Here is a 22,385-nt window from a genome sequence, read left to right as displayed (position 1 = left end):
ATCGGCCCCGCGCCGCCGCACGCCCGCCCCCCGGACTCTGCTACAACAGCTTTGACGCCGTGGCTCACATCGTCCTCGACAGCTGTGCAGGTCGCGACGGCGGGCGCGAGGCGCTTGAAGCCGCCGCGATCGCCAGCCTGCAGCTCGATCACCAGATCACCGTCGTCGGCGACGAATCCGACATCACGTCGGCGCTGGCGAAGATCGCCCACGACGCCGAGCGCCTGCGCGTCGCCCACGCCCGCGACCGCTGCGAGCCCGACCTGGACGCGGCCGAGGTGCTGCGCCAGGCCCCGCGCAACAGCGTCGTCGTCGGCCTCGAGATCGCCGCCCGCGACCCGAGCGCGGTGTTCGTCTCGGCCGGCGCGCCGGGCCTCATCGTCGCCAGCGCGCAGCAGATCCTCGGCCGGATCCCCGGCGTCCCCCACGCCGCCCTCGCGGCCGTCTACCCGACCCTGCGCCCGCACGGCCCGGTGTCCGACCTGTTCGCGCTGCTGCTCGACGTCGGCGCGACCGTCGAGTGCAGCGGCGACGACCTCGTCACCTTCGCCGCCATGGGCGCGGCCTATGCCGCCAAGATCTCGCGCATCGATCGCCCGCGCGTGGCCCTCCTGTGTAACGGCCACGGCATCTCCAACGCGCCCGCCCGTGCGCGCGAGGCCCATCGCCGCCTGCTCGCCGCCCGGCCGGCCTTCGAGTACGTCGGCTGCATCCGCGCCGACAGCGTGACCTCGGGCGACGCCGACGTCATCGTCACCGACGGCTTCTCCGGCGACGTCCTGCTGCGCACGCTCGAGGGCGTCGCGGCCACCGGCGAGAGCTTGCTGCGGCGCGCGGCCGAGAAGTTCCAGTGGCGGGTCGGCGTGCAGATGCTGAGCGACGGCATCTCGGCGATCCGCGAGTTCACCGACTGGGAGAACTACGGCGGCGCGCCCTTGCTCGGCTTCGATCGCGCGGTGATGGTCACCCAGGCCGACTCCGGCCGGCGCGCCTTCCTCAACGCGATCCGCCTCGGCGCCAAGATCGACCGCCTGCAAGTCATCGCCGCCATCAGCGCTGGCGTGGCCGAGTTCCACGGCCTGAGCGCGTCGCCGGCGAGCCCGCCCGACCCGGAGGCGACATGACGACCGATCCCACCGACCCGTCCGAGCCCACCAGTCCCGAAGGACAGGCGCTGCAGCCGCGCCGCTTCATGCACCTGCGCTGGGACCTCGACAAGACCTACCTGCGCACCGAGTTCGACACGGTCAAAGACCTGATCCGGACCTTCCGCCAGAAGGCCGAGGACAAGGTCGCGGTGGCCGGCGCCAGCGCCCTCCTGCGCGCGCTGCTCGACCCGCGCGAGCGCAGCCACCGGCGCGTCACCTTCATCAGCGGCTCGCCCCGGCAGATGCGCAAGGTCCTGACCGCCAAGCTCGCGCTCGACGGCGTCGAGCCCGACATGTTCATCCTCAAGCCCAACCTGGAGAACCTGCTGCGCGGCCGCTTCCGGGCCATCCGCGGCCAGGTCGGCTACAAGCTCAAGGCGCTGCTGCTCAGCCACATGGCCGCCGAGCACGTCGACGAGTACCTGTTCGGCGACGACGCCGAGCAGGACGCGTTCATCTACAGCGTCTACGCCGACATCCTCGCCGGCCGCATCGACGCCGTCGGCCTGGCGGCGATCCTCAGCACCTGCAAGGTCTACCGCGGCGACGTCGACGAGATCATGGCGTACCACCGCCAGCTGTTCGGCTCCGGCGAGGTGGTCCGCCGGATCTTCATCCACCTCGAGCGCCGCTCGCCGCTCGATCGCTTCGCCGGCTACGGCGCGCGCGTCGTCGCCATCTACAACTACTTCCAGGGCGCGGCGGTGCTGTTCGAGGCCGGCGCGCTCGAGCCGCGCGGCCTGCTCGCGGTCACCGCGGCGATGGAGTCCGACGGCTACACCCCCGAGCGCCTGGCCAACTCGCTGCAAGACCTGATGCGCCGCGGCGTGCTCCACTTCGGCACGATCGAGCGGATGTCGCGCGAGCTGGCGGCCGCCGAGTCGACCATGGGCCGCCCGGTGCCGCGCTTCCTCCACGCGTTCGAGGACGCGATCGGCTCGCTCGAGAACCTGCAGCGGCCGGGCCCGCGCTGGGAGTCCGAGATCAACTACCTCGGCATCTACCACGAGGCCCGCTTCCGCCGGCAGCAGCACCGCTTCCTCGGCATCCGCCTGCTCGACTGACTCTCGCGACGAGCGACGAGCGACGAGCGACGCGAACGGCTCCCGCGTACGAGCACCGCGTCACCAACGGTCATGTCATACAGGACATGTCTTTATAGACATTTCATATCGAACATGTCCCCATAGACATATCGCCGCGCCGGAGGCCGGGGCCGGCGCGGCGGCGGTCGAGGATCACTTGCGACCGGCGCGCGGCGGCTTCGAGGCCTGGATCGTCTTGACCGGCTTCGCCTCCAGCCGCACCCCCGGGCTCGGGGTCGCCTTCGGCTGGATCGGCTGCTTGCCGACCAACTCGGCCTCCGGCGTGCGCACCTCGTAGAAGCCCTTCGGGGCCGAGCGGGCGTTGCTGCCGCCGCCGAGCTTGCTGGCCAGGATCTGGCACTCCTGGGCGGTCGCTTCGGACTCGAGCAGGAGGATGCTGGCCTGGCGCACCGTCGACTCGCCGCGGAACGTGCCGGCGATCTCGAAGGTGCGATCGGCGAGCTCGGGCAGCAGCGCAGTGACGTCCTGGACGACCCCGTTCTCGATCACCGACTGCGGGACGAGGTAGCCGGCGATGCCCTCGCGCTTGTAGCCGTGACGACCTTCGCCGAGCTCGTTGAAGTCGGTGGTGTAGAAGTGGTCCTCGTCGTTCCAGTAGCGGTACAGCGGCACCGCGCCGTGCTGCGCGGACGCGTACACGTAGCCTGCGATCCCTTCCTTGTTCCACCCGTGGGCGCCCTCGCGGAGCTCGTTGTAGTCGGTGGTGTAGAAGTGGTCGGTGCCGTTCCAGTAGCGGTACAGCGGCACGGTGCCGGCGACCTGCGTGCGGAACAGGTACCCGGGCGACGCTTCCTCCTGGTAGCCGTGGTCCTCGGGGTGCTCGACGTCGGCGGTGTAGAAGTGGTCGGTGCCGTTGTACCAGCGGGTCAGCTTGACCAGCCCCTTCGGCACCATCGAGACCGCGCCGCCCTTGAGGAACACCATCATCGTGAACGGGACGTCCTTGACCTTCTCCTGCTGCACGACCGCCTGGAACACCACGCGCTTCATCGGCGGCACGTCGATCGGCGTCGAGAACTTGTAGAGGATCTCCTCCGTCGTCGTCTGCGTGTCCTCCGACTGAAAGTTGTAGCCGACCTCGACCTCGTTCTTGAACTTGATGCCGAGGCTGAACTCGAACCCGACCTTCCAGCCGAGCTTGACCCCGTGGGTCTTCTTCACCGAGACGGTGTCCACCACCTTCTTCTCGACCGCCGCGGTGATCGACTGTTTGGCCGAGCCGCAGTTGGTGTACGTGATCTCGTCGATGATGAGCGGCGCCACGTCGCTCGTACCCGGCTGCGCGATCAGGTTCTTGTCGTAGAGCGCGTCCGGGTACTCGCGCTCGGCGATCGCCAGCGCCGAACCGCGCGCCTCGAGCCGCTTGTTCATCTCTCGCACCATCTCGACCGTAATCGTCGGCATCTCCACCCTCCCAATGCTCCGCAGACCCGCGGCCGTGACGGCGCGCCGGGTGCGGGTCCCGTTAAGTGGCGAGCCGTCGTGATCGCGGCTCAGCAATTTTTCGTCGCGTCCTCGCGCTCGCGAGTCGGCGCTCGCAGGTCGTCGCGCGGGCGCGCGCTTGACTTCCCCGTCCGCGTCGCGCATCACCCTCGCGAGGCGTGTGAAGGTTGAGCGACGCGCAGCGCCAGCGAGCCATCACCGACCTGTTCGACCGCCACGCCGATCACGTCTCTCGCGTGCTCACGCGGATCCTCGGCCTCGACCCCGAGACCCCCGACCTGATGCAGGAGGTGTTCCTCCGGGCCTTCCGCGGCATCGATCGCGTCCGCGGCGCGCCCGAGGTGCTGCCGCGCTGGTTGACGGGGATCGCCGTGTACGTCGCGCGCGAGCACATCCGTCGCAAGCGCGGCCGCTGGTGGCTGCGCTGGGCCGGCGCCGACGAGCCCCTGCCCGATCCGCCGGCCGCCACCGCCAGCCCAGACGTCGTCCTCGCCGTCCATCGCGTCCGCAGCGTCATCGAGCGCTTGCCGGTCGACGAGCGGATCCCGTTCGCCCTGCGCTACCTCGACGACATGGAGCTCGAAGAGGTCGCCGACGCCTGCGACGTGTCGCTGGCGACCATCAAGCGCCGACTCGCCCGCGCCCGCGCTCGCTTCGATAAGCTCGCGGCGCGCGACGCCATCCTCCTCACCTGGGTGGAGAAGGGACGACCATGACCGACCGCTCTCTGGATGCCCTGCTCGCCGCGCTCGCCGTCGACGAAGAGCACGCCCGCGCCGCGGCGCGCACGCCCGAGCTGCATGCCGAGGCGCGCGCGCGCCTGCTCGCCGCCGTCTCGACCCTCGGCGCCGACGATCGCCGGTCGATGCAGGCCGCGCTCGCCCGCCCCGAGGCCTTCATCCTCGCGCGCTTGAACCCGCTGCTCGGACCCGCGGTCGCTCGCCGCGCGCTCGACCTCACCCGCACCGACGCCCCCGACCTGCCGATCGCGTGGCCCGAGGTCGAGTCGATCGGCGCGTCTTTGTTCACGCACCTGCGACCGCTCGTCGGCGAGGACATCGCCGGCCTCGTGCGCCAGCAGCTCGCGCTCGGCGCGTCGCTGTGGAGGGAGCTGTGCGCGACCTGAGCCGCCCGCGCCTGCTCGCCGCCTTCCTCGGCCTGTGCGCCGTCGGAGCCGTCGCTCGCGTCGTCCTCGACGCCGGCGTGCTGGTGCCGTTGCTCGGGCTCGTCGCAATCGTCCTCACAGTCACCGTCGCGCGCGCCTACAAGCCCGGCGATCCTCCGCGGCGCGCGTGGGTCTGGCTCGCGTGCGCCGCCTGGCTCGCGGTCGGCGGCGAGACCCTCCACGCAATCATCGGCCCCGGCCTCGCCACGTGGTTGATGGCCCTGTCCAACGCGATGTGGTGCGCCTCGCTGCTCGACGCCCGGCGCAAGATCGTCGCCGGCGCGCTGGTCCCTCCGCTCGCGCGACCGTGGCGCTGGGCCCTCGCCGCCGCCGTCCTCGTCGGCCTCGCCGTCGCCTTCCAGGTCGCCTCCGTGGTCCGCCACGGCAGCCCCGTCTACCCGACGATCACCGGCCCGAGGCTCTACCACCTCGGCTTCGTCCAGCTGTGCGACGCAGTGGTCCTGGTCGCCGGCGTGTGGCTGCTCGGCGCCCTGCACCCGCTGTGGGGCGGCGCCGCGGCGCGCCCGTTCCTCCTCGTCACCGCGGCCGCCGGCATCTTCGCAGTCAGCGACCTGATCCCGCTGTTCGTCGGCCTGCCGCTGCCGCGGCTGTGGATCCGCGGCCTCATCATCGGCGGCTGGTCGCTGCTCGGCGTCGCCGGCCTCGCGCAGCTCGAGCTCCGCCGCAGCATGTTCGCCCGCACCGCCGACCTCCGCGCCAGCCTGCGCGCGCTGGGGTCGCAGAGATGACATGTCTCTCGCGGCATGCTCCGAACGCCAGGCCGCGTGCCTCGCCGCCGGCGCCCCGCGGCAACGCTCACCCGCCCGGGCGCGCCGTGGAACATTGTTCTCGGTGGCATTCCAGCTATCATCGCGGGCGATGACGCACCCCGCCGATCTCGCGCGCGACACCGCCGTCGTCCGCAGCCCCGAGGGCCCCGGCCGCTACGTCCTCGACCTCCCACCGCACTGGAACTACTTCATGCCCTCGGGCGGCGTGCTCATGACCGCGGCCCTGCGGGCGATCGCCGCCGAGCTCGACGATCCCACGCTGAAGCCGTTGTCGGCCACCGCCATCTTCTGCGTGCCCGTCGGCGAGGGTCCGCTCGTCATCGACGTCGTCGTCCTGCGCCGCGGCCAGCTCGCCACCCAGGTCCGCGCTGCACTGTCGGCGGCGGGCGGTCCGTCCCCCGGCCTCGAGGTCGTCGCCACCTTCGGCCGCGAGCGCCCGGGCCCCGAGCTCGGCCTCGTCCGCGCGCCCGCCCTGCCCGGCCCGCACGAGCTGCCCTCGATCGACGCGCGCGGCGAGAGCGGCGGCTCTCCGCCGTTCTTCCGCAACTACGACTGCCGGCGCGCGCTCGGCCAGCCGTGGTGGCGCGAGGATCGCTGGGCCCCGGGTCTCGACCGCGCCGCCTACTGGTACCGCCACCTGGTCCCGCAGACTTCGGCCGACGGACAGCTCGATCCGCTGGCCCTGCCGCCGCTCGTCGATACCATGCCCCCGGCGATGTTCCAGATCGGCGGCCCCGTCCTCGCCGACACCGTCGCCCCCAGCCTCGACCTCACCGTCCACTGGCTCGAGGACACCCGCCGCGAGTGGCTCCTGACGCATGCCCATTGCCGTCGCGCGCGGGCCGGCTACGCCACCGCGGACATCGAGATCTGGGACGACGAGGGCCGGCTGGTCGCCTGGGGCAACCAGCGCATGGTGCTGCGCCGGCGCCCGGCCCTCCCGCCGTCGCGCTGAGCGGCGCTCTCTCGGACATGCCCTCGCGGACATGTCCCAGAGTACATGCACATTCGGACATGCCCGTCACGACATGTCCAATCCTTCACCCGGTCAGATCGCCCGGGCGCGCAGCGTCGCCGCCGGGTAGAACTGGCGGGCCCACTTGCGGAACAGCCCGATCGGCCCGTCGCCCTCGCACAGCAGCGGGCGGGCCAGGAACTTCTTGTGCTCCCACACCGCGATGTCCTGCTCGAACTGGTGGCAGGCGTCCTCCACGAACTGCTGGGTCACGAACGCGGTGGCAGACTCGTCGGGCACGCGCTTGACAGTGAAGGTGAAGCGGACGTCGACGAACTCGTCGTCGATGGGCGTCAGCGAGGCGATGATGAGCCCCTCGATCAGCCCCCTGTAGCGCGCGGTGAACATGCCGAAGCCGTACGTGTCGATGTCGATGTCGCCCTCCATCACCCCGGCCGGGGTGTCGAAGGCGGTGTGCGAGTTGACCTGGAACAGCGGCCCGTTCATCGTCACCTTCGACTCGGGCAGGCGGATCGCGCCGTGGACGAAGCAGAAGTGGGCCACGTCGAACGCGTTCTCGACGATCTCGTGGACGTTGGTGCGGACGCGCCAGCGACGGCGCGTGTAGCTGGTCCACGCCTGCGACTCGTGCTCGGCCAGCGCCGGCACCTCCCAGGTCGGCGCGTACGACTCTTCGGGCGCGTGGTAGACGAAGATCATCCCGTTCTTCTCGCTCACCGGCCAGCGGCGCAGCATCGCGGCGGGCGGGATCTTCTTCGCATAGGGGATCCCCACGCAGCTCCCCGAGCCGTCGAAGCGCCAGCCGTGGAACGGACAGGTGATGTTGTTCTCGATGACGCAGCCGCCGTGCCCGAGGTGCGCGCCGAGGTGGGGGCAATGGGCGTCGAGCACACGGGCGGCCCCGTCCTGCCCGCGGAACAGCACCAGCTCGCGCCCGAAGTAGTGCAGCGGCATCACGCCGGCCGGCTTCAGTTCGTCGGAGTAGGCGACCATGAACCAACCTATCGGGTTGGCGGTGAACGGAAAGCGACTGCTCATCTCGGAGCCCCCTTGTGCGGGCAAACGTGGGCAGCCCCCGCACCGCGGGAGTGTGACGGGCGCCGCTATCGCCGCCCTCCGCGGCGCACCGCCGTGCGAACCACGTTCACCTGCAGCCCGGTCGGGAGCTCGCCGTCCAAGCCGCGGCGATGCGCACGCGGCGACCTAGTCGCAGCCGACGTCGCCCGGCTCGTGGCGACGGAGGAAGTCGACCAGCCGCCGATTGACCTCGTCCGGCCGCTCCTGGTGGAGGAAGTGTCCGGCCCCCGCGATCCGCTGCACCGACAGGCCGTGGGGGAAGTCCTCGTTCCGCATCAGGTCGAACAGCCGCGTGTCGAGGCAGCCGTCGTCGGCCCCGGTCAGCGCGAGCGTCGGCACCGACACCGGCGCCCGCATCAGCGCCCGCGAGGTCGCGGCCGCACGGGTGATCGGGTCGAACATGTCGCGGTAATAACCGAGCGCCGCCGCGGCCACCCCCGGCTGGCGGAACGTGCGCTTGAGCAGCCGCATCTCCTCGGCCGGCGGCGTGAACCCGGGCGACCAGTCGCGCCACAGCTTGTCGACCAGCGCGAAGTCGTTGCGCCGCAGCGCCACGTCGGACAGGAGCCGCAGCTGAAAGAAGAACATGTACCAGGAGTTGCGCAGCTGCCGGGGCAGCAGCCGTAGCGCCGCCACCGAGGCCAGCCGCTTCGGATGCGGCACCGCCATCGTCGTCAGCGACGACAGCCGCTCCGGCGCTCGCGCCGCCACCTGGTAGCCGATCACCGCCCCCCAATCGTGCCCGACCAGGTGGACGCGCAAGCACCCGAGGTACTCGATGAACCCGAGCACGTCCTCGACCATCCGGATCGTGTGGTAGTCGTCGTCGATCGGCTGGGACGACGGCTCGTAGCCGCGGAGCAGCGGCGCCACCACGCGGAAGCCCGCCTCCTCCAGCGCCGGGATCTGCAGCCGCCAGGTCCGGTGATGGTCGGGAAAGCCGTGCAGACACAGCACCAGCGGCCGCCGGCGGTCCCGCGCCGACGAGCGCGATCCCTCCAGCGCGGTGAACTGTAGTCCGCCCACGGACAAAGTAGTCGTCGGGAAGCTCGCTTCCATGCCGTCCAAGAGGTACCACCGGGGCCGCCCAGGCGCGAGGACCGCCGTGCGGACGCGGGCGAAACCGGCGTGGGCTCGCGCTCGCCGCGAAATACCCGCAGCGCATCAAGGAAGGGTAAAACCCTGGTCATGCAGCAGGTGCTCATCGTCGACGACAACCCCTCGGTCTGTACGGCCCTCGAGATCCTGTTCGACGTCCACGGGATGAGCACTCAGGTCGCCCACACCCCGCAGGCCGCGCTCGAGATCATCGCCCGGGGCGACGTCGGGGCTGTCGTTCAGGACATGAACTTTCAGACAGACTCGACCTCGGGCCAGGAGGGCGCGGCGCTGTTCCGCGAGATCAAGCGCCTCGACGCCGACCTGCCGGTCCTCCTCATGACCGCCTGGACCTCGCTCGAGACCGCGGTGCAGCTGGTCAAGGAGGGCGCCGCCGACTACCTCGGCAAGCCGTGGGACGACGCCAAGGTCGTCACCACCGTCAAGAACATGCTGCGCATGCGCGAGCTCGGGCTCGAGAACCACCGCCTGCGGGCCCAGTCGGCCCGCGCGCGCAACGAGCTGCAGCGCCACTACGACCTGTGCGGCCTGGTCTACGCCAGCGAGGCGATGCACCGCGTCGTCTCGCTCGCGACCTCGGTCGCCCGCGCCGACGCGCCGGTGCTCATCACTGGCCCGAACGGCTCCGGCAAGGAGAAGCTGGCCGAGATCGTCCACGCCAACAGCCCGCGCAAGCTGCAGCCGTTCGTCAAGGTCAACGCCGGCGGCCTGCCCGACGAGCTGCTCGAGGCCGAGCTGTTCGGCGCCGAGATCGGCGCCTTCACCGGCGCGACCAAGCGCCGGATCGGCCGCTTCGAGGCCGCCGACGGCGGCACCCTGTTCCTCGACGAGATCGGCAACCTGTCGCAGAAGGGCCAGATGAAGCTCCTGCGCGTGCTGCAGACCGGCGAGTTCGAGCGGCTCGGCAGCACCAGCACCAAGAAGGTCGACGTCCGCATCGTCTCGGCCACCAACGCCAACCTGCGGCAGATGATCGCCCAGGGCGTGTTCCGCGAGGACCTGCTGTTCCGCCTCAACGTCATCGAGATCCGGATCCCCCCGCTGCGCGAGCGCAGCGAGGACGTCCTGCCGCTCGCGGAGACCTTCCTGCAGTCTCAGGTCGGCCCCGGGCGCGACCCGCTGCGGCTCGGCGACGAGTCCATGCGCGCGCTGCTCGGCCACGACTGGCCTGGCAACGTGCGCGAGTTGCAGAACCGGATCCAGCGCGCCACCTTGCTGTGTCAGAGCGGCGAGGTCACCCCCGCCGACCTCGGGCTCGACGACAAGGCGCCGGCCGCCGACGGCACCGTCACCCCGCGCAGCCACCCCACGTCGGACGCCAAACCGGCGGCTGTCGGCAACAACGAGGAGATCGAGGCCGAGCGGCGTTCGATCATCGCCGCCATCGAGACCCACGGCGGCGTGATCGCCCGCGCCGCCGCCGAGCTGGGGCTGTCGCGCCAGGCCCTCTACCGCCGCATGGACCGGCTCGGGATCAGCCTCGAGCGGCAGCTCAAGCAGAGCTGAATCGTTGCGCCCGCCCGGGCGCCCTGATACCCATCGAGGCGGGAGCTTTCGCATGAACATCCTGCTCTTGTCCCCCGGCTATCCCGGCGAGATGCCCAGCTTTACCCGCGGCCTCGCCGACGTGGGCGCGCACGTCTACGGCGTCGGTGACCAGCACCCCAGCGCCTTGCCCGAGTCGGTGCGCGAGCGCCTCGCCGGTTATCTTCAGGTGCGCTCGCTGTGGGACGAGGCCGCCGTGGTCGAGGCCGTGCGCCGCTGGCCCGAGGCGCGCCGGATCGACAAGGTCGAGTGTTTGTGGGAGCCCGGCATGCTCCTGGCCGCGCGCCTGCGCGAGGGCCTCGGCGTCGACGGCCTCGGCGTCGCCGAGACCCTGCCGTTCCGCGACAAGGAGCGGATGAAGCAGGTCCTCGACGCCGCCGGCCTGCGCACCCCGAAGCACGTCCGCTGCAACACCACCGCCGAGTGTTGGGACGCCGCCGAGCAGATCGGCTTCCCGATCATCATCAAGCCGATCGCCGGCGCCGGCTCGGCCGACACCTACCGCGTCGACTCGGCCGACGAGCTGCGGGCCGTGCTGCCGCGCCTCGGACATGTCCCCGAGGTCAGCGTCGAGGAGTTCGTCGACGGCTCGGAGTTCACCTTCGACACCGTCTGCATCGAGGGTCAGGTCGCCTACTTCAACGTCGCCTGGTACCGCCCGCGGCCGCTCGTCGCGCGCAGCAACGAGTGGGTCAGCCCCCAGGTGATCGCCCTGCGCAACGTCGACCAGCCTGCGCTCGCGGGCGGCGTCAAACTCGGGCACGACGTCATCCGCGCCCTCGGCTTCCGGTCCGGCTTCACCCACATGGAGTGGTACCTGAAGGCCGACGGCGAGGTGGTGTTCGGCGAGATCGGCGCCCGTCCGCCCGGCGCCCACCAGGTCGACCAGATGAACTACGCCTGCGACTTCGACGTATTCCGCGAATGGGGTCGGGCCGTCGCCTGGGGGCGCTTCGACGTCAACATCGAGCGCAAGTACAACGTCAGCACGATCTACAAGCGGGCTTTGGGTCAGGGCCGGATCCAGCGAATCGTCGGGCTCGACCGGATCCGCAAACTCTACGGCGAGCACATCGTCTGGGACAATTTGTTGCCCGTCGGCGCCCCGCGCCGTAACTGGCGCAACACCCTCGTGTCTGACGGTTTCTTGATGCTGCGCCACCCCGAGCTGCAGGCGCTCGTGTCGATCAGCGACGACATCGGCGAAAACCTCCAAATTTTCGCCGGATGAGCCGCTGCCAGGGCGGCTGACCCGAGAGACAGCCGCGGGCGCGGAGGGCCGGGGATCGCCCCCGCGCCTTCTGCGCGATTCGATGTACTGACACGCATTCCAGTCGCAGTCACACCTGCATCGCCCCCGTGGTCACGGCTCCGCAGGTGGGTGCCGGCGGCGTGGCGAAAGCCGGCCGTAGTGGGTGCAGTGCCGCGTGCACACTACCCCACCCAATTGTCGCCAAAGTGCGGTCCACACGCGGATCCGGTATAGCTTGGAGTGGCGTGGTCGTCGGAGTGTCTACAAAGCAGCGGAGGCAGGTGCAAGCGTGCGCCAGCTTGTTGCGACGAGTGATCCGACGCAGGATCACAGACGCTGACCGAAAGACCCCCATGCCTCCCCAGTTCGCAGCCAGCCCGTTCAGCGTCCGCCTCGAAGCGATTGCTACGTCGTCGGCGCTGAACCGGACGGGGCCCGCGCTGGTGGCCATCGGCGGGCAGCAGGTCGCGACGAACCGCTTCGCTTCCGCGTCGGTACCGCGACCGCGCGCCATGCAGCTCCCCACGCTCGAGTGTCCTTATCAACCGTCGGTCCACCCCGCGGCCGACAGGATCCACGAGCGCACCGTCGAGTGGGCCCAGGCGATGGGCTTCGCGCGCAGCCAGAAGCACATCGACGCCCTGCGCGAGAGCCGGATCGGCCACCTGCTGGCCCGCACCTTCCCGGCCACCGCCGACATGGTCGCGCTGCAGGTCGCGGTCGACTGGACCACCCTGTTCTGCTGCCTCGACGATCGCCTCGAGCAGATCCACGGCGCCGTCCTGGTCGCCGCCTACCTCCGCACCCTCCTCGGCGTGTTCCGCGACGGCGCCCGCCCGCAGCTCGTCGACCCGATCGCCCAGGCCTTCGGCGACCTGCGCGAGCGCATGCTCGAGCTGCGGGTGCCCAACTGGATCCCCCGGTTTTCCGCCTGCGTCGAGCGCCTCTTCAAGGCCTTCATCGACGAGGCCAAGTACCGCGCCGCCGGCGTCGTGCCGGCCTTCGCCAGCCACAACAAGATCCGCCAGATCACCGTCGGCCTCCACACCGGCTTCCTCCTCGGCGAGCTGACCGAGCACATCTTCCTCCCGCCCGACGTGCTCGAGCACGAGTCCGTGCGGGCGCTCGAGCGCACCGCCAGCACCATCGTCGGCTTCGCCAACGACATCTACACCGTCGAGAAAGAGCGAGCGAAGGGCGAGGTCAACAACACCGTGCTGGTGCTCATGCACGAGGACGGCCTCAGCTTCGACCAGGCGATCAGTCGCACCGTCCAGCTGCACAACATCGAGATGCGCGAGTTCTCGCGGCTCGTCGCCGACCTGCCGAGCTTCGACGAGGACATCGACGAGCAGCTGCGCCGCTACGTCCAGGTGCTGATCCACTTCATCGCCGGGCACGACGACTGGGCGCGCAGCACCGGCCGCTACCACCCCGGGGAAGACGGCGCCGTGCGTTGACGCGATCGCACCGGCCGCGGTCCGCGAGGCGCGCCGCCCGGGCCTCTGCCTGCGCCGCGTTTGCGCCCGTCCGCGGGCCCTGGTCGCGGCGGTCTTCTCAACGGCGGCAAACCGTCTCACACTCCGCGTGCCCATGACCGCACCCAGCCTGTCCCGCCGCGGGCTCGACGCCCCCGCGTCCCCGATCCGCCGCCTCACCCCCTACGCCGATCAGGCGCGGGCGCGCGGGGTCACCGTGCATCACCTCAACATCGGTCAGCCCGACCTCGCCACCGTGCAGCCGATGCTCGCCGCCTACCGGGCCTACGACGAGAGCGTCGTCGCCTACAGCCCGTCCGAGGGCTACCTGGCCTATCGGACAGCTCTGGCCGAGCACTACAACGGCCTCGACGCCGCGCGCGGCGGCGGCCCCATCACCCCGAGCCAGATCCTCGTCACCGTCGGCGGCAGCGAGGCGCTCCTGTTCGCCATCGCGGCGGTCTGCGACGTCGGCGACCAGATCCTCGTCGCCGAGCCCTACTACACCAACTACCGCGGCTTCTCGCACCTCCTCGGCGTCGAGGTCGTGCCCGTCTCCACCCACGCGCGCGACAGCTTCGCGGTCCCGCCCGAGCGCGTGCGGGCCGCCATCACCCCGAAGACCCGCGCCTTCATCATCCCCTCGCCGGGCAACCCGACCGGCATGGTGCTGAGCGCCGCCGATCTCGCCGCGCTCGGCGAGGTGTGCCTCCAGGCCGGCATCTTCTTCGTCGTCGACGAGGTCTACCGCGAGTTCGTCTACCCCGACGAGCCCACGGCCCCGGACGCTCCCGCGCCGCGTGCCCCCTCGGTGCTCGCCGTGCCCGGCCTCGCCGATCACGCGGTGATGATCGACTCCGTCTCCAAGCGCTACTCCGCCTGCGGCGCGCGCGTCGGCTGCCTCGTCACCCGCAACGCCGCGCTGTACTCCGCCTGCCTGCGCTTCGGCCAGGCGCGCCTGTCCCCGCCCACCGTCGATCAGTACGCCGCGCTGGCCGCCCTGCGCACGCCGGCCGCCGACATGCGCGCCATGGTCGACGAGTACCGCGCCCGCCGCGACGTCATCGTCGCCGGCCTCAACGCGATCCCCGGCGTCTCCTGCCCCACGCCGACCGGCGCCTTTTACCTCATCACCGATCTGCCGGTCGCCGACGCCGAAGACTTCTGCATCTTCATGCTCCGCGACTTCGACCTCGGCGGCGAGACCGTGATGATGGCGCCCGCCGAGGGCTTCTACGCCACGCCCGGGCTCGGCAAGAACCAGGTGCGGATCGCCTACGTCCTCGGCCGCGACAAGCTCGCGCGCTGCCTCGAGATCCTGCGCGCCGGCCTCGAGGCCTACAACCGAGCCTCCCGCTGACGCGCCGGCGACGCAGGCCTCTTGCGTCGCCGCGATCTCGGGCGCGACGGTCGCTCGTCGACCGCTCGTCGCTCTCTGCTGCCCGCGATCGCCCGCTGCACCGCGCGACGCGCCCGTTGCGTCACGCGGAGCTCGCTGCCTCGGGCGAGGCCGCGCCGAACCGCGCGGCCACGCCGGACGCAAGGCCGGTTACACTCCCGGCATGAGCCTCGTGGCCCCCACGCCGCTCGGCTTCGAGCGCAGCCCCGTCGCCGGCACCAGCGTCGACGACCTCGACCTCGCCGCGCTCGAGGCCTACGTCCGCCGCCGCGTCCCTGGCCTCGGCACCGAGCCGGGCGTCCACGAGCGGGCCGCGCAGCGCCTGGGCCTCATCGGCGTCACCGCCGGTCAGCCCACGCCCACAGTCGTCGGCCTCATGTCCTTTGGGACAGCCCCGCAGGTCGCCCGCCCCGAGTGGGGCGTCTCGATCGTGCGGATCCGCGGCGCCGCGCTGGCCGACCCGGTCGCGGCGCGGCTCGACGCCGAGGGCAGCCTCGCCGAGCTCGTCCGCCTCGGCCTCGAGTTCGTGCGCGCCAACACCCGCGCCGCGCCCAACCTGCTCGTCCCGTCCGAGCTCGCGCCCGAGTACCCCGAGGAGGCCGTGCGCGAGGCGCTGGTCAACGCCCTCGTCCACCGCGACTACCGCCTGAGCGGCCGCGTGTCCCTGCGGATCTTCAACGACCGCCTCGAGATCTGGAGCCCCGGCGGCCTCGCCCTCCCGATCTCGCTCGACGAGCTGGCCCAGCACGGCGGCGCCTCGTTCCCGCGCAACCCGCTGCTGGCCGCCACCGCCCGTCACCTCGGCCTGCTCGAGCAGATCGGCCGCGGGATCCCGGCGATCCGCCGCAGCATCGCCGGCGCCACTGCCCTCCCCGTCCAGTTCCACACCTCGCAGACCGAGGTGCGCGTGGTCCTGCCGTCGTACATCAACGCCTCGATGGGCAACGTCTCCGGCAACTGACCCTGCGGACATGCCCTTGGGAGCATGCCCGTCGGGACATGCCCTCGCGCGCATGTCCCGAGAGCCAGACCCATTCGCCCGCTACGGGCGACAAGGATCCGGCCGACCGGAGGCGGGGCCGCGTGTACGCTCGCGGCAGAGAGCGATCCGCCTCCGGCCAGCTGGAAATTTAAATTCTAGAAGCACTCCGCCTGGCACGACCCCGACGCGCAGGCGCTGAGCGCGTGGTAGAGCGCGTGGCCGTCGGGATCGCCGTGGCACACCGCGTCGTCGTGGACCGTGAAGCAGCCGGTCCAGCACACCGCGTTGCCGTGGCAGCTAGCGACCTCGTCGCAGCAGCTCGCGCCCAGGCACGTCGTGCACTCGTCCTGCGCCAGCTCGGCCAGCGCGTCCTCACAGGAGCCCACCGGCGCGCCGATGCAGGCCTCCTGGCACGCGCCGCCCTTGCACTCGAGGTACGCGTCGACGCGCGCGTGCGTCTCGGGCGTCGACTCGCACGCGTCGCCGTCCTCGCCGGCCACGCAGGCGACGCACGCCGGGTCGCCCTGGCAGTCCGCCAGCGCCTCGCAGCAGGCCTCGCGCATGCAGCCCGTACACTCGTCGGTCGCCTCGCCCGCGCAGCCCTCGGTGGTGGTCGAGGGCTCGCTCGTCGTCGCAGTCGCGCTCGCCGCAGTGCTCGCGTCGGTGGTCGGCTCCTGCGTGGTCGCAGTGCTCGTCGTCGCCACGGAGGTACCGGCCTCGGACGTCTCGGAGGTCTCGGCGTCCGTCGTCGTCGTCGTCGCCGCCTCGGTGGCGGACGCGGGAGCCTCCGTCGTGGTCGTCGGCTCCGCGCTGCAAGCGAGCGCGGCCACGAGGAGGAGGCACAGCGGAGATCGGGCAAGAATTCGCGTGGTCATGTCGGCAACGATGTCGCCAGGTAATGATATTCATTTTCAAAAACCAATTCAATCCATCGCCTGGCGGCCAGAAAGTGGCCTTTCTCATCTCCAAGTTTGATTCTAATTTTCAACAAGCCGCCAATTCGGATTGCCAATTTTCCCCGTCGTCGGCCAACGCGCGCGCGACCCGGGGACCTCGAGGTCGCCCACGCGACGCCGTGCGGCGCATGTCGTCGCTCGCGTGTCTCCGCGTTCGGCGAAATTTTCCGAAGCGCCCGTGCGGTGCCGTCGCGCGCGCGAAGTGAGGTCGAGCCGGGGACGCGCGCCGGCTTACGGCGGTCGCGCCGGCCCGTGCGGCCGCCGCGTCCGCCGGCCTGCGGTACACTGACGTTCGGCATGCAGCCCGACGAAGAGCTCTACGTCGCCTGGCGAGGCGGCGACAGCAAGGCCGGCGTCCAGCTGTTCGAGCGCCACTACCCCGCGATCGCCCGCTTCTTCCGCAACAAGGTCGACGACGACGCCGGCGACCTCGTGCAGAAGACCTTCCTCGCCTGTCTCGAGAGCAAGGAGCGGATCCGCGGCGACTCCAGCTTCCGCACCTTCCTGTTCGCGGTCGCTCACAACGTCCTCTACAAGCACCTGCGCGGCAAGCTGCGCGAGGGGGCGCGCCTCGACTTCGGCCTCACCAGCGTGCACGACCTGCGGCCCACGCCGGCCACCTTGCTCGCGCGCCGGCGAGAGGAGCGGCTGCTCCTGCTCGGCCTGCGGCGGATCCCGCTCGATCATCAGGTCCTGCTCGAGCTCTACTTCTGGGAGAAGCTCGGCGCGCGCGAGATCGCCGACATCCTGGGGGTTCCCGAAGGCACCATCCGCACCCGTCTGCGCCGGGCCAAGCAGCTGCTCGAGGCGGCGATGACCGCGCTGGAGGACGGCGCGGCCGAGCTGCGCGACAGCCTCGGCGATCTCGACGCCTGGGCTGCGGCCGTCCGCGGCCAGATCGGGTAAGAACCACTGTGAGCGCGCCTCGATGTCGATCCACGCCGCCGTCCGTCGACACTTCACCGCACCGGTCCTGCGCAGGCGGTGGTTCATCCTCCTCTTCACCCTCGGGCTCACCACCCAGCCGCTGTTCGGCGCGCTCGGCTACGAGGGCGCGCTCGTCCTCACCCCGCTGATCAGCCTGTTCGCCCTGGCCGTCGGCGTCGACGCGGTGCGTGACACCCGGCAGGCCCACGCCGCCGACCCGCACGCCCTGTCCCTTCAGACATCCGGCGAGCGCCTGCGGCTACTGTTCCTGCGCGGCCTCGGGGACCTCTGCAGCCTGCTGACGCTCTCGCTCGGCGCCTTCATCCTCGCCAACTTCTGGCAGGTGAACTGCGACCTCCCGGGCGGCCTGCTGTGGTTCCTCGTCCTGCCCACTGCGTCGGGCCTGCTCGGCCTCGTCGCCGGGCTGTGGGGCGGCGTCCTGGCCGACCGCCGCGGCGTCCAGCTGCTGCTCGCCGGCGTGCCGCTGCTGTTCACGCTGGTGCTCGGCCTGTGGCGGATCTACGTCGACCCGGTCGTCTACGCCATCGACCCGTTCTGGGGCTACTTCGCCGGCCCGCTGTACGACGAGGCCATCCCGATCACCGCCCGCCTGTGGTGGTTCCGCGCCTACAACTTCCTGATCGCCGGCGCCGCGCTCGCGCTGCTCAGCCTGACCTTGGGGCCAGGTCTCAAGTTGCAGCTGCGCGGCCTCAGCCTGCGCCGCTCGCCGTTCACAGTCGCCACCCTGTTCGCCTGCCTCTTGCCCGGCACGCTGCTCGGGGTGTTCGCCGCCGAGAACGGCTTCCACGCCACCGAGGCCAGCCTGGCCAACGCCCTGCCGCGCACCCGCGTCACCGACCACTTCGTCATCCACTACGCCGCCAACTCGGCCGCCGCCCGCGACATCGACCTGCTCGCCGCCGAGCACGAGTTCGCCTGGCGCCGGCTCGCCGCGCAGATCGGCCGCGAGCCGCGGGCCCCGGTCCACAGCTTCGTGTTCCCCACCCCCGAGCTCAAGCGGGCCTGGATCGGCGCCGGCAACACCGAGGTCGCCCCGCCGTGGCGCGGCCACATCTACCTCAACGAGCAGGCCTTCCCGCACCGCGTGCTCCACCACGAGCTCGCCCACGTGTTCTCGTACACCGTCGGCGAGCCGCTGTTCGGCACCTCGTCGGCGGTGTCGTGGCGCGGCCTGCGGGTCAACCTCGCGCTGATCGAGGGCTTCGCCACCGCGTTCGCCCCGCGCAGCGAGTCGGGCCTCGACCTCCACGACCAGGCCGCGATCCTCGACCGGCTCGAGCTGCGACCTGTCCTCGGGGACATCATGGGCCTGGGCTTCTGGGGCAAGTCGTCGCGGCGGGCCTACACCGCGGCCGGCTCGTTCTCCCGCTGGCTGATCGACACCCGCGGCGTCGACCCCTTCCTCCGCCTCTACGGCACCGCCGGCGACTTCGAGCTGGCCTACGGCACCTCCCTCGACTCGCTCGAGGTCGAGTGGCTGGCCTTCCTGCGCGCGCGCCCGCTGCGGGCCCGCGACATCGAGGCGCTGCGCCAGCGCTTCAAGCAGCGGCCGATCTTCCAGCGCCCGTGCGCCCACCGGGCCGCCGATCTGCTCGCCGAGGCCAACCTCGCCCACCACCGCGGCCTCGAGACCGAGCGCATCGACGTCCTGCGCGACCTCTGCAGCATCGAGCCCGAGCAGCCCGAGCACCGCTTGCTGCTGGCCCAGGCCGAGGCGCAAGCCGGCATGCAGGACGCCGCCGCCGCGACCCTCGCCGAGCTCTCGCGCATCACCGACCTCACCGACACCATCGCCGCCCTGGTCGACGAGCGCCTCGGCGACCTCGCTCTCGCCCGCTTCGACCTCCCGGTCGCGCTCACCTACTACGACCGCGCGCTCACCCGCGGCCTCGGCGACAACCAGGTCCGCCAGCTGCAGATCAAGCGCATGGGCGCCGCCGACCCGGCCCTCGCGCCGCGCGTCCTCGCCTACTTCGATCCGTTCGAGCCCAACCCCGAGCACCCGAGCGAGGCCGTGCTGCGCCTCTACGCGGCCGAGCAGATCGCCGCGCTGCCGCGCTACGCCCCGCTCGGCGGCTACCTCCTCGGCCGCCAGCTGCTCAACGTCCAGCAGGGCGCCGCCGCCATCGAGCCGCTGCAGCGCGCGCTCCACCCCGAGGACGACGAGCACCCGCTCGCGACCTCCGAGCTGCGCCGCGGCGCCATGTTGATGCTGCTCGAGGCCCAGGCCCGCGCGCGCAACTACGACGCCGCCGCCCGCGTCCTGGCCGAGCTGCAGGAAGACCCCGACGCCGACAGCGGCCTGCGCCTCGACGCCACTCTGTGGACCGAGCGGCTCGAGTTCCTGCGCACCTACCTGCCCTGAGGTGTGGACCCGGGCGAGCCCCGACCTGTCTCCAAGGACAGGCTCGACGAAACTCGCTCCAGCCGCTCTTCTCCCGGTTCAAGGCCCCGTCGAGCCGCGCCACCGCGTCTCGCACCGGCGCACGCGTGCCCGAAACCGACCCGGACGGCGATCGGACATCGGGACAATTGCACCATTTATTCTTCAAAAACTACCTTTCGTTTTATTTCTTTTGCCGCGGAACCGGGTCACAATGCAGGCGAGATGTCAGTTTCCCGCCGCACGCGCACCGCCAGCATCGCGCGACTTTGTGTCTGGACCGGCCTGCTCGTCGCTGCCGCGACGCGCCTGACGGTCGAGCCGAGCCGCGTATCCGCCTACCTCGCCCCGACCGCCCGCGTCGAGCCCTTGAAGCGCCCGCTCGGGCCTGCCGAAGAGGACATGTCCTTACGGACAGCTTTTGCAGCCGCCGGCGCGATCGCCCTGTCGACCCGGCCCAATCCGACCTGTCCCTTCGACCAGGGGTGCCCCTCGCCCGACGAGGTCGCCCCCTGATCGCCGGACCGTTCGGACATGTCCCGCGGGCCATCCATCGTCTTGCTCCTCGCCGCCTGCGCCGGCAGCCCCGAAGCTCCGGGCGCGAGCGCCAGCGACGGCTCGACCGCCGCGCTCACCATCACCGGCTCCACCTCGACGACCGGGACCTCGGCCGAGCCCACGACCTCCACCAGCTCGAGCGACGGCACCACCGGCAGTAACCCCTTCATCCATGCGCCTGACGGCGGCGGCATGAAGGAGTGCGACCTCTTCGCGCAGGACTGCCCCGCGGGCAAGAAGTGCGCCCCGCACTCGGCCGACGGCGACAACAGCTGGGAGACGCTGAAGTGCGTCGACGTGGTGCCGAATCCGGCCGGCGTCGGCGAGCCCTGCGAGGTCTTCGGCCCGATCGCCAGCGGCGAGGACACCTGCGACGTGGGCGTGATGTGTCAGTTCATCGACTGGGACACCAGCACGGGCACCTGTGTGGCCCACTGCGCCGCCTCGCCCGGCTCGTCCGACGAGCCCCTCTGCGCCCCGGGAAGCTTCTGCGCCATCACGGGCGACGGCGTGCTCAACCTCTGCCTCCCCACCTGCGACCCACTGGCCCAGGACTGCCCCAACGCCCTGCTCTGCCTCCACGACAAGTACGACGAGCGCTGGGTATGCGCCCTCGATGCCAGCGGCGACGAGGGCCAGGCCTTCGATCCCTGCGTGCACCGCGACGCCTGCGACCCCGGCCTGCACTGCGCCGAGCCCGAGTTCGCCGTCGAGTGCGACGCGATGGCGTCCGGCTGCTGCCTCCCGTTGTGCGACCTCGACCTCCCGAACACCTGCCCCGGCCAGGGCCAGGAGTGCGTCGCCTGGTATCCCCCCGGCTACGCCCCGCCCGGCCTCGAGCAAGTCGGCCAGTGCGCCCTCCCGTGACCTCTCACGTCCATCCACGCGATCGAGCCCGCCGTCCAGGACACATCACTCTTGCGTCCCCTCCTCACCCGAGCCTCCCCGCGCGCGCCAGCGCGGCGCGACGCCGCAACGCCCTTGTCGCCTCGACCCGCGCAACGCCGCCACTGATGACTTTTCGGACATGTCCATCGTGACATGACTTTTCAGACACCTATCCATCTTCACCAGGGATCGTCGCTCATGACTCGCCGCCCGCTCGTCCTCCTCTCGCTCGTCCTCGCTGCCTGCGTCGCCCGGCCCACCGGGGACACCGACGATCAATCCACCGGCGAGCCCGCGACCACCACCGGTCCCGTCCCCGACACCTCCGGCGGCACGACGACCGCGTCGACCACCACGCCGGCGACCACCCTGCCCGCGCCCACCACCACCGAGCCCACCGGTGGCAGCCCGACCACCGACGCGCCCGAGCCGACCACCGACGCCCTCACCACCACCCCGTTCATCCCCGGGCCCGACGGCGGTCCGCAGATCGAGTGCGACCCGTGGGTCGAGGACTGTCCCGAGGGACAGAAGTGCATGCCGTGGGCCGACGACGACGGGAGCAGCTGGAACGCCCTCAAGTGCGTCGACATCGTCCCGGACCCTGACGGCCTCGGCGAGCCGTGCAGCGTCATCGGCTCGGGGGTCAGCGGCGAGGACACCTGCGACAAGCACATGCAGTGCTTCAACGTCGACCCCGACACGCTCCAGGGCACCTGCCTCGCCATGTGCACGGGCTCGCCCGACAAGCCCGGCTGCGAGCAGCCCGACGCCACCTGCAGCCTCTCCGGCGACGGCGTGCTCATCCTCTGCCTGCCGAACTGCGACCCGCTCGCGCCCGACTGCAACCCCGGCGACACCTGCATCCCCCACCCGCACGGCGAGGGCTTCACCTGCGTCATCGACGCCGGCGGCGACGAGGGCCAGCTGTTCGGCCCGTGCGAATACGTCAACTTCTGCGACCCCGGCCTCCTCTGCATCGAGGCCAAGTTCGCCGCAGAGTGCGACCAGGACGCGATCGGCTGCTGCCTCCCGTATTGCGACCTGACCGCCCCGCCGAGCTGCCCCGGCGCGGGCCAGGAGTGCACGCCGTACTTCGAGCAGGGCCAGGCCCCGGCCGGCCACGAGGACCTGGGCCTGTGCCTCCTGCCCATGCCCTAGCCTTTCGTGC

Annotated in this window: 20 protein-coding genes; 16 read left to right on the top strand and 4 right to left on the bottom strand. The window is 71.2% G+C overall.

Annotated elements, in window-relative coordinates; translation table 11 throughout:
- Positions 1 to 59 precede the first annotated feature (59 nt).
- Together OV090_RS26115 and OV090_RS26110 are read left to right on the top strand one after the other, a co-directional pair.
- Positions 60 to 1,124 carry a phosphate acyltransferase PlsX gene (locus OV090_RS26115; protein ID WP_267707330.1) on the top strand — a complete coding sequence of 355 codons (1,065 nt, stop codon included), beginning with the start codon at positions 60 to 62 and terminating at the stop codon, positions 1,122 to 1,124.
- Positions 1,121 to 2,212: a phosphatase domain-containing protein gene (locus tag OV090_RS26110; protein WP_267707329.1), complete on the top strand. Its 1,092-nt coding sequence runs from the start codon at positions 1,121 to 1,123 to the stop codon at positions 2,210 to 2,212. The genes OV090_RS26115 and OV090_RS26110 overlap by 4 nt, the downstream gene beginning before the upstream one ends.
- Before the next feature lie 174 nt (positions 2,213 to 2,386).
- Here the strand turns inward: OV090_RS26110 and OV090_RS26105 are convergent, their stop codons facing one another.
- Positions 2,387 to 3,658: an ETX/MTX2 family pore-forming toxin gene (locus OV090_RS26105; protein WP_267707328.1), complete on the bottom strand. Its 1,272-nt coding sequence runs from the start codon at positions 3,656 to 3,658 to the stop codon at positions 2,387 to 2,389.
- A gap of 206 nt (positions 3,659 to 3,864) precedes the next feature.
- Between OV090_RS26105 and OV090_RS26100 the strand changes: the two genes are divergently transcribed.
- The 4 genes from OV090_RS26100 to OV090_RS26085 all read left to right on the top strand — a co-directional run bounded on the left by OV090_RS26100 (position 3,865) and on the right by OV090_RS26085 (position 6,608).
- Positions 3,865 to 4,413 carry an RNA polymerase sigma factor gene (locus OV090_RS26100; RefSeq protein WP_267707327.1) on the top strand — a complete coding sequence of 183 codons (549 nt, stop codon included), beginning with the start codon at positions 3,865 to 3,867 and terminating at the stop codon, positions 4,411 to 4,413.
- Positions 4,410 to 4,823: a hypothetical protein gene (locus OV090_RS26095; protein WP_267707326.1), complete on the top strand. Its 414-nt coding sequence runs from the start codon at positions 4,410 to 4,412 to the stop codon at positions 4,821 to 4,823. Before OV090_RS26100 ends, OV090_RS26095 begins: the two co-directional genes overlap by 4 nt.
- Positions 4,811 to 5,611 (top strand): hypothetical protein, encoded by an 801-nt coding sequence (locus tag OV090_RS26090; RefSeq protein ID WP_267707325.1) that lies wholly within the window; start codon positions 4,811 to 4,813, stop codon positions 5,609 to 5,611. The genes OV090_RS26095 and OV090_RS26090 overlap by 13 nt, the downstream gene beginning before the upstream one ends.
- Before the next feature lie 130 nt (positions 5,612 to 5,741).
- Positions 5,742 to 6,608 carry a thioesterase family protein gene (locus OV090_RS26085; protein ID WP_267707324.1) on the top strand — a complete coding sequence of 289 codons (867 nt, stop codon included), beginning with the start codon at positions 5,742 to 5,744 and terminating at the stop codon, positions 6,606 to 6,608.
- Positions 6,609 to 6,701: 93 nt separating this feature from the next.
- On the opposite strand, the gene OV090_RS26080 is transcribed toward OV090_RS26085, so the two are convergent.
- The gene (locus OV090_RS26080; protein ID WP_267707323.1) at positions 6,702 to 7,667 is read right to left on the bottom strand and encodes a Rieske 2Fe-2S domain-containing protein; all 966 of its coding nucleotides are present in this window, start codon (positions 7,665 to 7,667) and stop codon (positions 6,702 to 6,704) included.
- A gap of 165 nt (positions 7,668 to 7,832) precedes the next feature.
- Entirely contained in the window at positions 7,833 to 8,765 is a 933-nt protein-coding gene (locus tag OV090_RS26075; protein ID WP_267707322.1) for an alpha/beta hydrolase, read from the bottom strand.
- 129 nt (positions 8,766 to 8,894) lie between these two features.
- Between OV090_RS26075 and OV090_RS26070 the strand changes: the two genes are divergently transcribed.
- The 5 genes from OV090_RS26070 (at position 8,895) to OV090_RS26050 (ending at position 15,460) form a co-directional block, all read left to right on the top strand.
- Positions 8,895 to 10,331 carry a sigma-54 dependent transcriptional regulator gene (locus OV090_RS26070; RefSeq protein WP_267707321.1) on the top strand — a complete coding sequence of 479 codons (1,437 nt, stop codon included), beginning with the start codon at positions 8,895 to 8,897 and terminating at the stop codon, positions 10,329 to 10,331.
- A 52-nt stretch (positions 10,332 to 10,383) separates the two neighbouring features.
- Positions 10,384 to 11,601 carry an ATP-grasp domain-containing protein gene (locus tag OV090_RS26065; protein ID WP_267707320.1) on the top strand — a complete coding sequence of 406 codons (1,218 nt, stop codon included), beginning with the start codon at positions 10,384 to 10,386 and terminating at the stop codon, positions 11,599 to 11,601.
- A 533-nt stretch (positions 11,602 to 12,134) separates the two neighbouring features.
- Positions 12,135 to 13,082, top strand: coding sequence for a terpene synthase family protein (locus tag OV090_RS26060; protein ID WP_267707319.1), 948 nt, complete (start codon positions 12,135 to 12,137; stop codon positions 13,080 to 13,082).
- Between the two features lie 133 nt (positions 13,083 to 13,215).
- Positions 13,216 to 14,460: a pyridoxal phosphate-dependent aminotransferase gene (locus tag OV090_RS26055; protein ID WP_267707318.1), complete on the top strand. Its 1,245-nt coding sequence runs from the start codon at positions 13,216 to 13,218 to the stop codon at positions 14,458 to 14,460.
- Between the two features lie 202 nt (positions 14,461 to 14,662).
- The gene (locus tag OV090_RS26050) at positions 14,663 to 15,460 is read left to right on the top strand and encodes an ATP-binding protein (protein ID WP_267707317.1); all 798 of its coding nucleotides are present in this window, start codon (positions 14,663 to 14,665) and stop codon (positions 15,458 to 15,460) included.
- Positions 15,461 to 15,636: 176 nt separating this feature from the next.
- Here the strand turns inward: OV090_RS26050 and OV090_RS26045 are convergent, their stop codons facing one another.
- Complete coding sequence (locus tag OV090_RS26045) at positions 15,637 to 16,356, bottom strand: hypothetical protein (RefSeq protein WP_267707316.1); 720 nt, start codon at positions 16,354 to 16,356, stop codon at positions 15,637 to 15,639.
- Between the two features lie 378 nt (positions 16,357 to 16,734).
- Here OV090_RS26045 and OV090_RS26040 point away from each other — a divergent pair, with 378 nt between their 5' ends.
- The 5 genes from OV090_RS26040 (at position 16,735) to OV090_RS26020 (ending at position 22,375) form a co-directional block, all read left to right on the top strand.
- Positions 16,735 to 17,343 carry an RNA polymerase sigma factor gene (locus OV090_RS26040; RefSeq protein ID WP_267707315.1) on the top strand — a complete coding sequence of 203 codons (609 nt, stop codon included), beginning with the start codon at positions 16,735 to 16,737 and terminating at the stop codon, positions 17,341 to 17,343.
- 22 nt (positions 17,344 to 17,365) lie between these two features.
- On the top strand, positions 17,366 to 19,750 hold the full coding sequence (locus OV090_RS26035; RefSeq protein WP_267707314.1) for a hypothetical protein: 2,385 nt from the start codon (positions 17,366 to 17,368) through the stop codon (positions 19,748 to 19,750).
- Between the two features lie 243 nt (positions 19,751 to 19,993).
- Positions 19,994 to 20,284, top strand: coding sequence for a hypothetical protein (locus OV090_RS26030; protein ID WP_267707313.1), 291 nt, complete (start codon positions 19,994 to 19,996; stop codon positions 20,282 to 20,284).
- 18 nt (positions 20,285 to 20,302) lie between these two features.
- Positions 20,303 to 21,193, top strand: coding sequence for a hypothetical protein (locus tag OV090_RS26025; protein WP_267707312.1), 891 nt, complete (start codon positions 20,303 to 20,305; stop codon positions 21,191 to 21,193).
- 219 nt (positions 21,194 to 21,412) lie between these two features.
- Positions 21,413 to 22,375 carry a hypothetical protein gene (locus tag OV090_RS26020; RefSeq protein WP_267707311.1) on the top strand — a complete coding sequence of 321 codons (963 nt, stop codon included), beginning with the start codon at positions 21,413 to 21,415 and terminating at the stop codon, positions 22,373 to 22,375.
- Positions 22,376 to 22,385 lie beyond the last annotated feature (10 nt).

Source organism: Nannocystis sp. RBIL2 (assembly GCF_026626745.1).
In the GTDB taxonomy this organism is placed as follows: Bacteria; Myxococcota_A; Polyangia; order Nannocystales; family Nannocystaceae; genus Nannocystis.
This window is presented reverse-complemented; position numbering and strand designations above follow the sequence as displayed.

Coding starts and splice junctions, on each gene's coding strand:
- OV090_RS26110 (WP_267707329.1), top strand. CDS start 1,121: ATGACGACCGATCCCACCGACCCGTCCGAGCCCACCAGTCCCGAAGGA.
- OV090_RS26105 (WP_267707328.1), bottom strand. CDS start 3,658: ATGCCGACGATTACGGTCGAGATGGTGCGAGAGATGAACAAGCGGCTC.
- OV090_RS26095 (WP_267707326.1), top strand. CDS start 4,410: ATGACCGACCGCTCTCTGGATGCCCTGCTCGCCGCGCTCGCCGTCGAC.
- OV090_RS26085 (WP_267707324.1), top strand. CDS start 5,742: ATGACGCACCCCGCCGATCTCGCGCGCGACACCGCCGTCGTCCGCAGC.
- OV090_RS26080 (WP_267707323.1), bottom strand. CDS start 7,667: ATGAGCAGTCGCTTTCCGTTCACCGCCAACCCGATAGGTTGGTTCATG.
- OV090_RS26075 (WP_267707322.1), bottom strand. CDS start 8,765: ATGGAAGCGAGCTTCCCGACGACTACTTTGTCCGTGGGCGGACTACAG.
- OV090_RS26070 (WP_267707321.1), top strand. CDS start 8,895: ATGCAGCAGGTGCTCATCGTCGACGACAACCCCTCGGTCTGTACGGCC.
- OV090_RS26065 (WP_267707320.1), top strand. CDS start 10,384: ATGAACATCCTGCTCTTGTCCCCCGGCTATCCCGGCGAGATGCCCAGC.
- OV090_RS26060 (WP_267707319.1), top strand. CDS start 12,135: ATGCAGCTCCCCACGCTCGAGTGTCCTTATCAACCGTCGGTCCACCCC.
- OV090_RS26055 (WP_267707318.1), top strand. CDS start 13,216: ATGACCGCACCCAGCCTGTCCCGCCGCGGGCTCGACGCCCCCGCGTCC.
- OV090_RS26050 (WP_267707317.1), top strand. CDS start 14,663: ATGAGCCTCGTGGCCCCCACGCCGCTCGGCTTCGAGCGCAGCCCCGTC.
- OV090_RS26045 (WP_267707316.1), bottom strand. CDS start 16,356: ATGACCACGCGAATTCTTGCCCGATCTCCGCTGTGCCTCCTCCTCGTG.
- OV090_RS26040 (WP_267707315.1), top strand. CDS start 16,735: ATGCAGCCCGACGAAGAGCTCTACGTCGCCTGGCGAGGCGGCGACAGC.
- OV090_RS26035 (WP_267707314.1), top strand. CDS start 17,366: ATGTCGATCCACGCCGCCGTCCGTCGACACTTCACCGCACCGGTCCTG.
- OV090_RS26030 (WP_267707313.1), top strand. CDS start 19,994: ATGTCAGTTTCCCGCCGCACGCGCACCGCCAGCATCGCGCGACTTTGT.
- OV090_RS26025 (WP_267707312.1), top strand. CDS start 20,303: ATGTCCCGCGGGCCATCCATCGTCTTGCTCCTCGCCGCCTGCGCCGGC.
- OV090_RS26020 (WP_267707311.1), top strand. CDS start 21,413: ATGACTCGCCGCCCGCTCGTCCTCCTCTCGCTCGTCCTCGCTGCCTGC.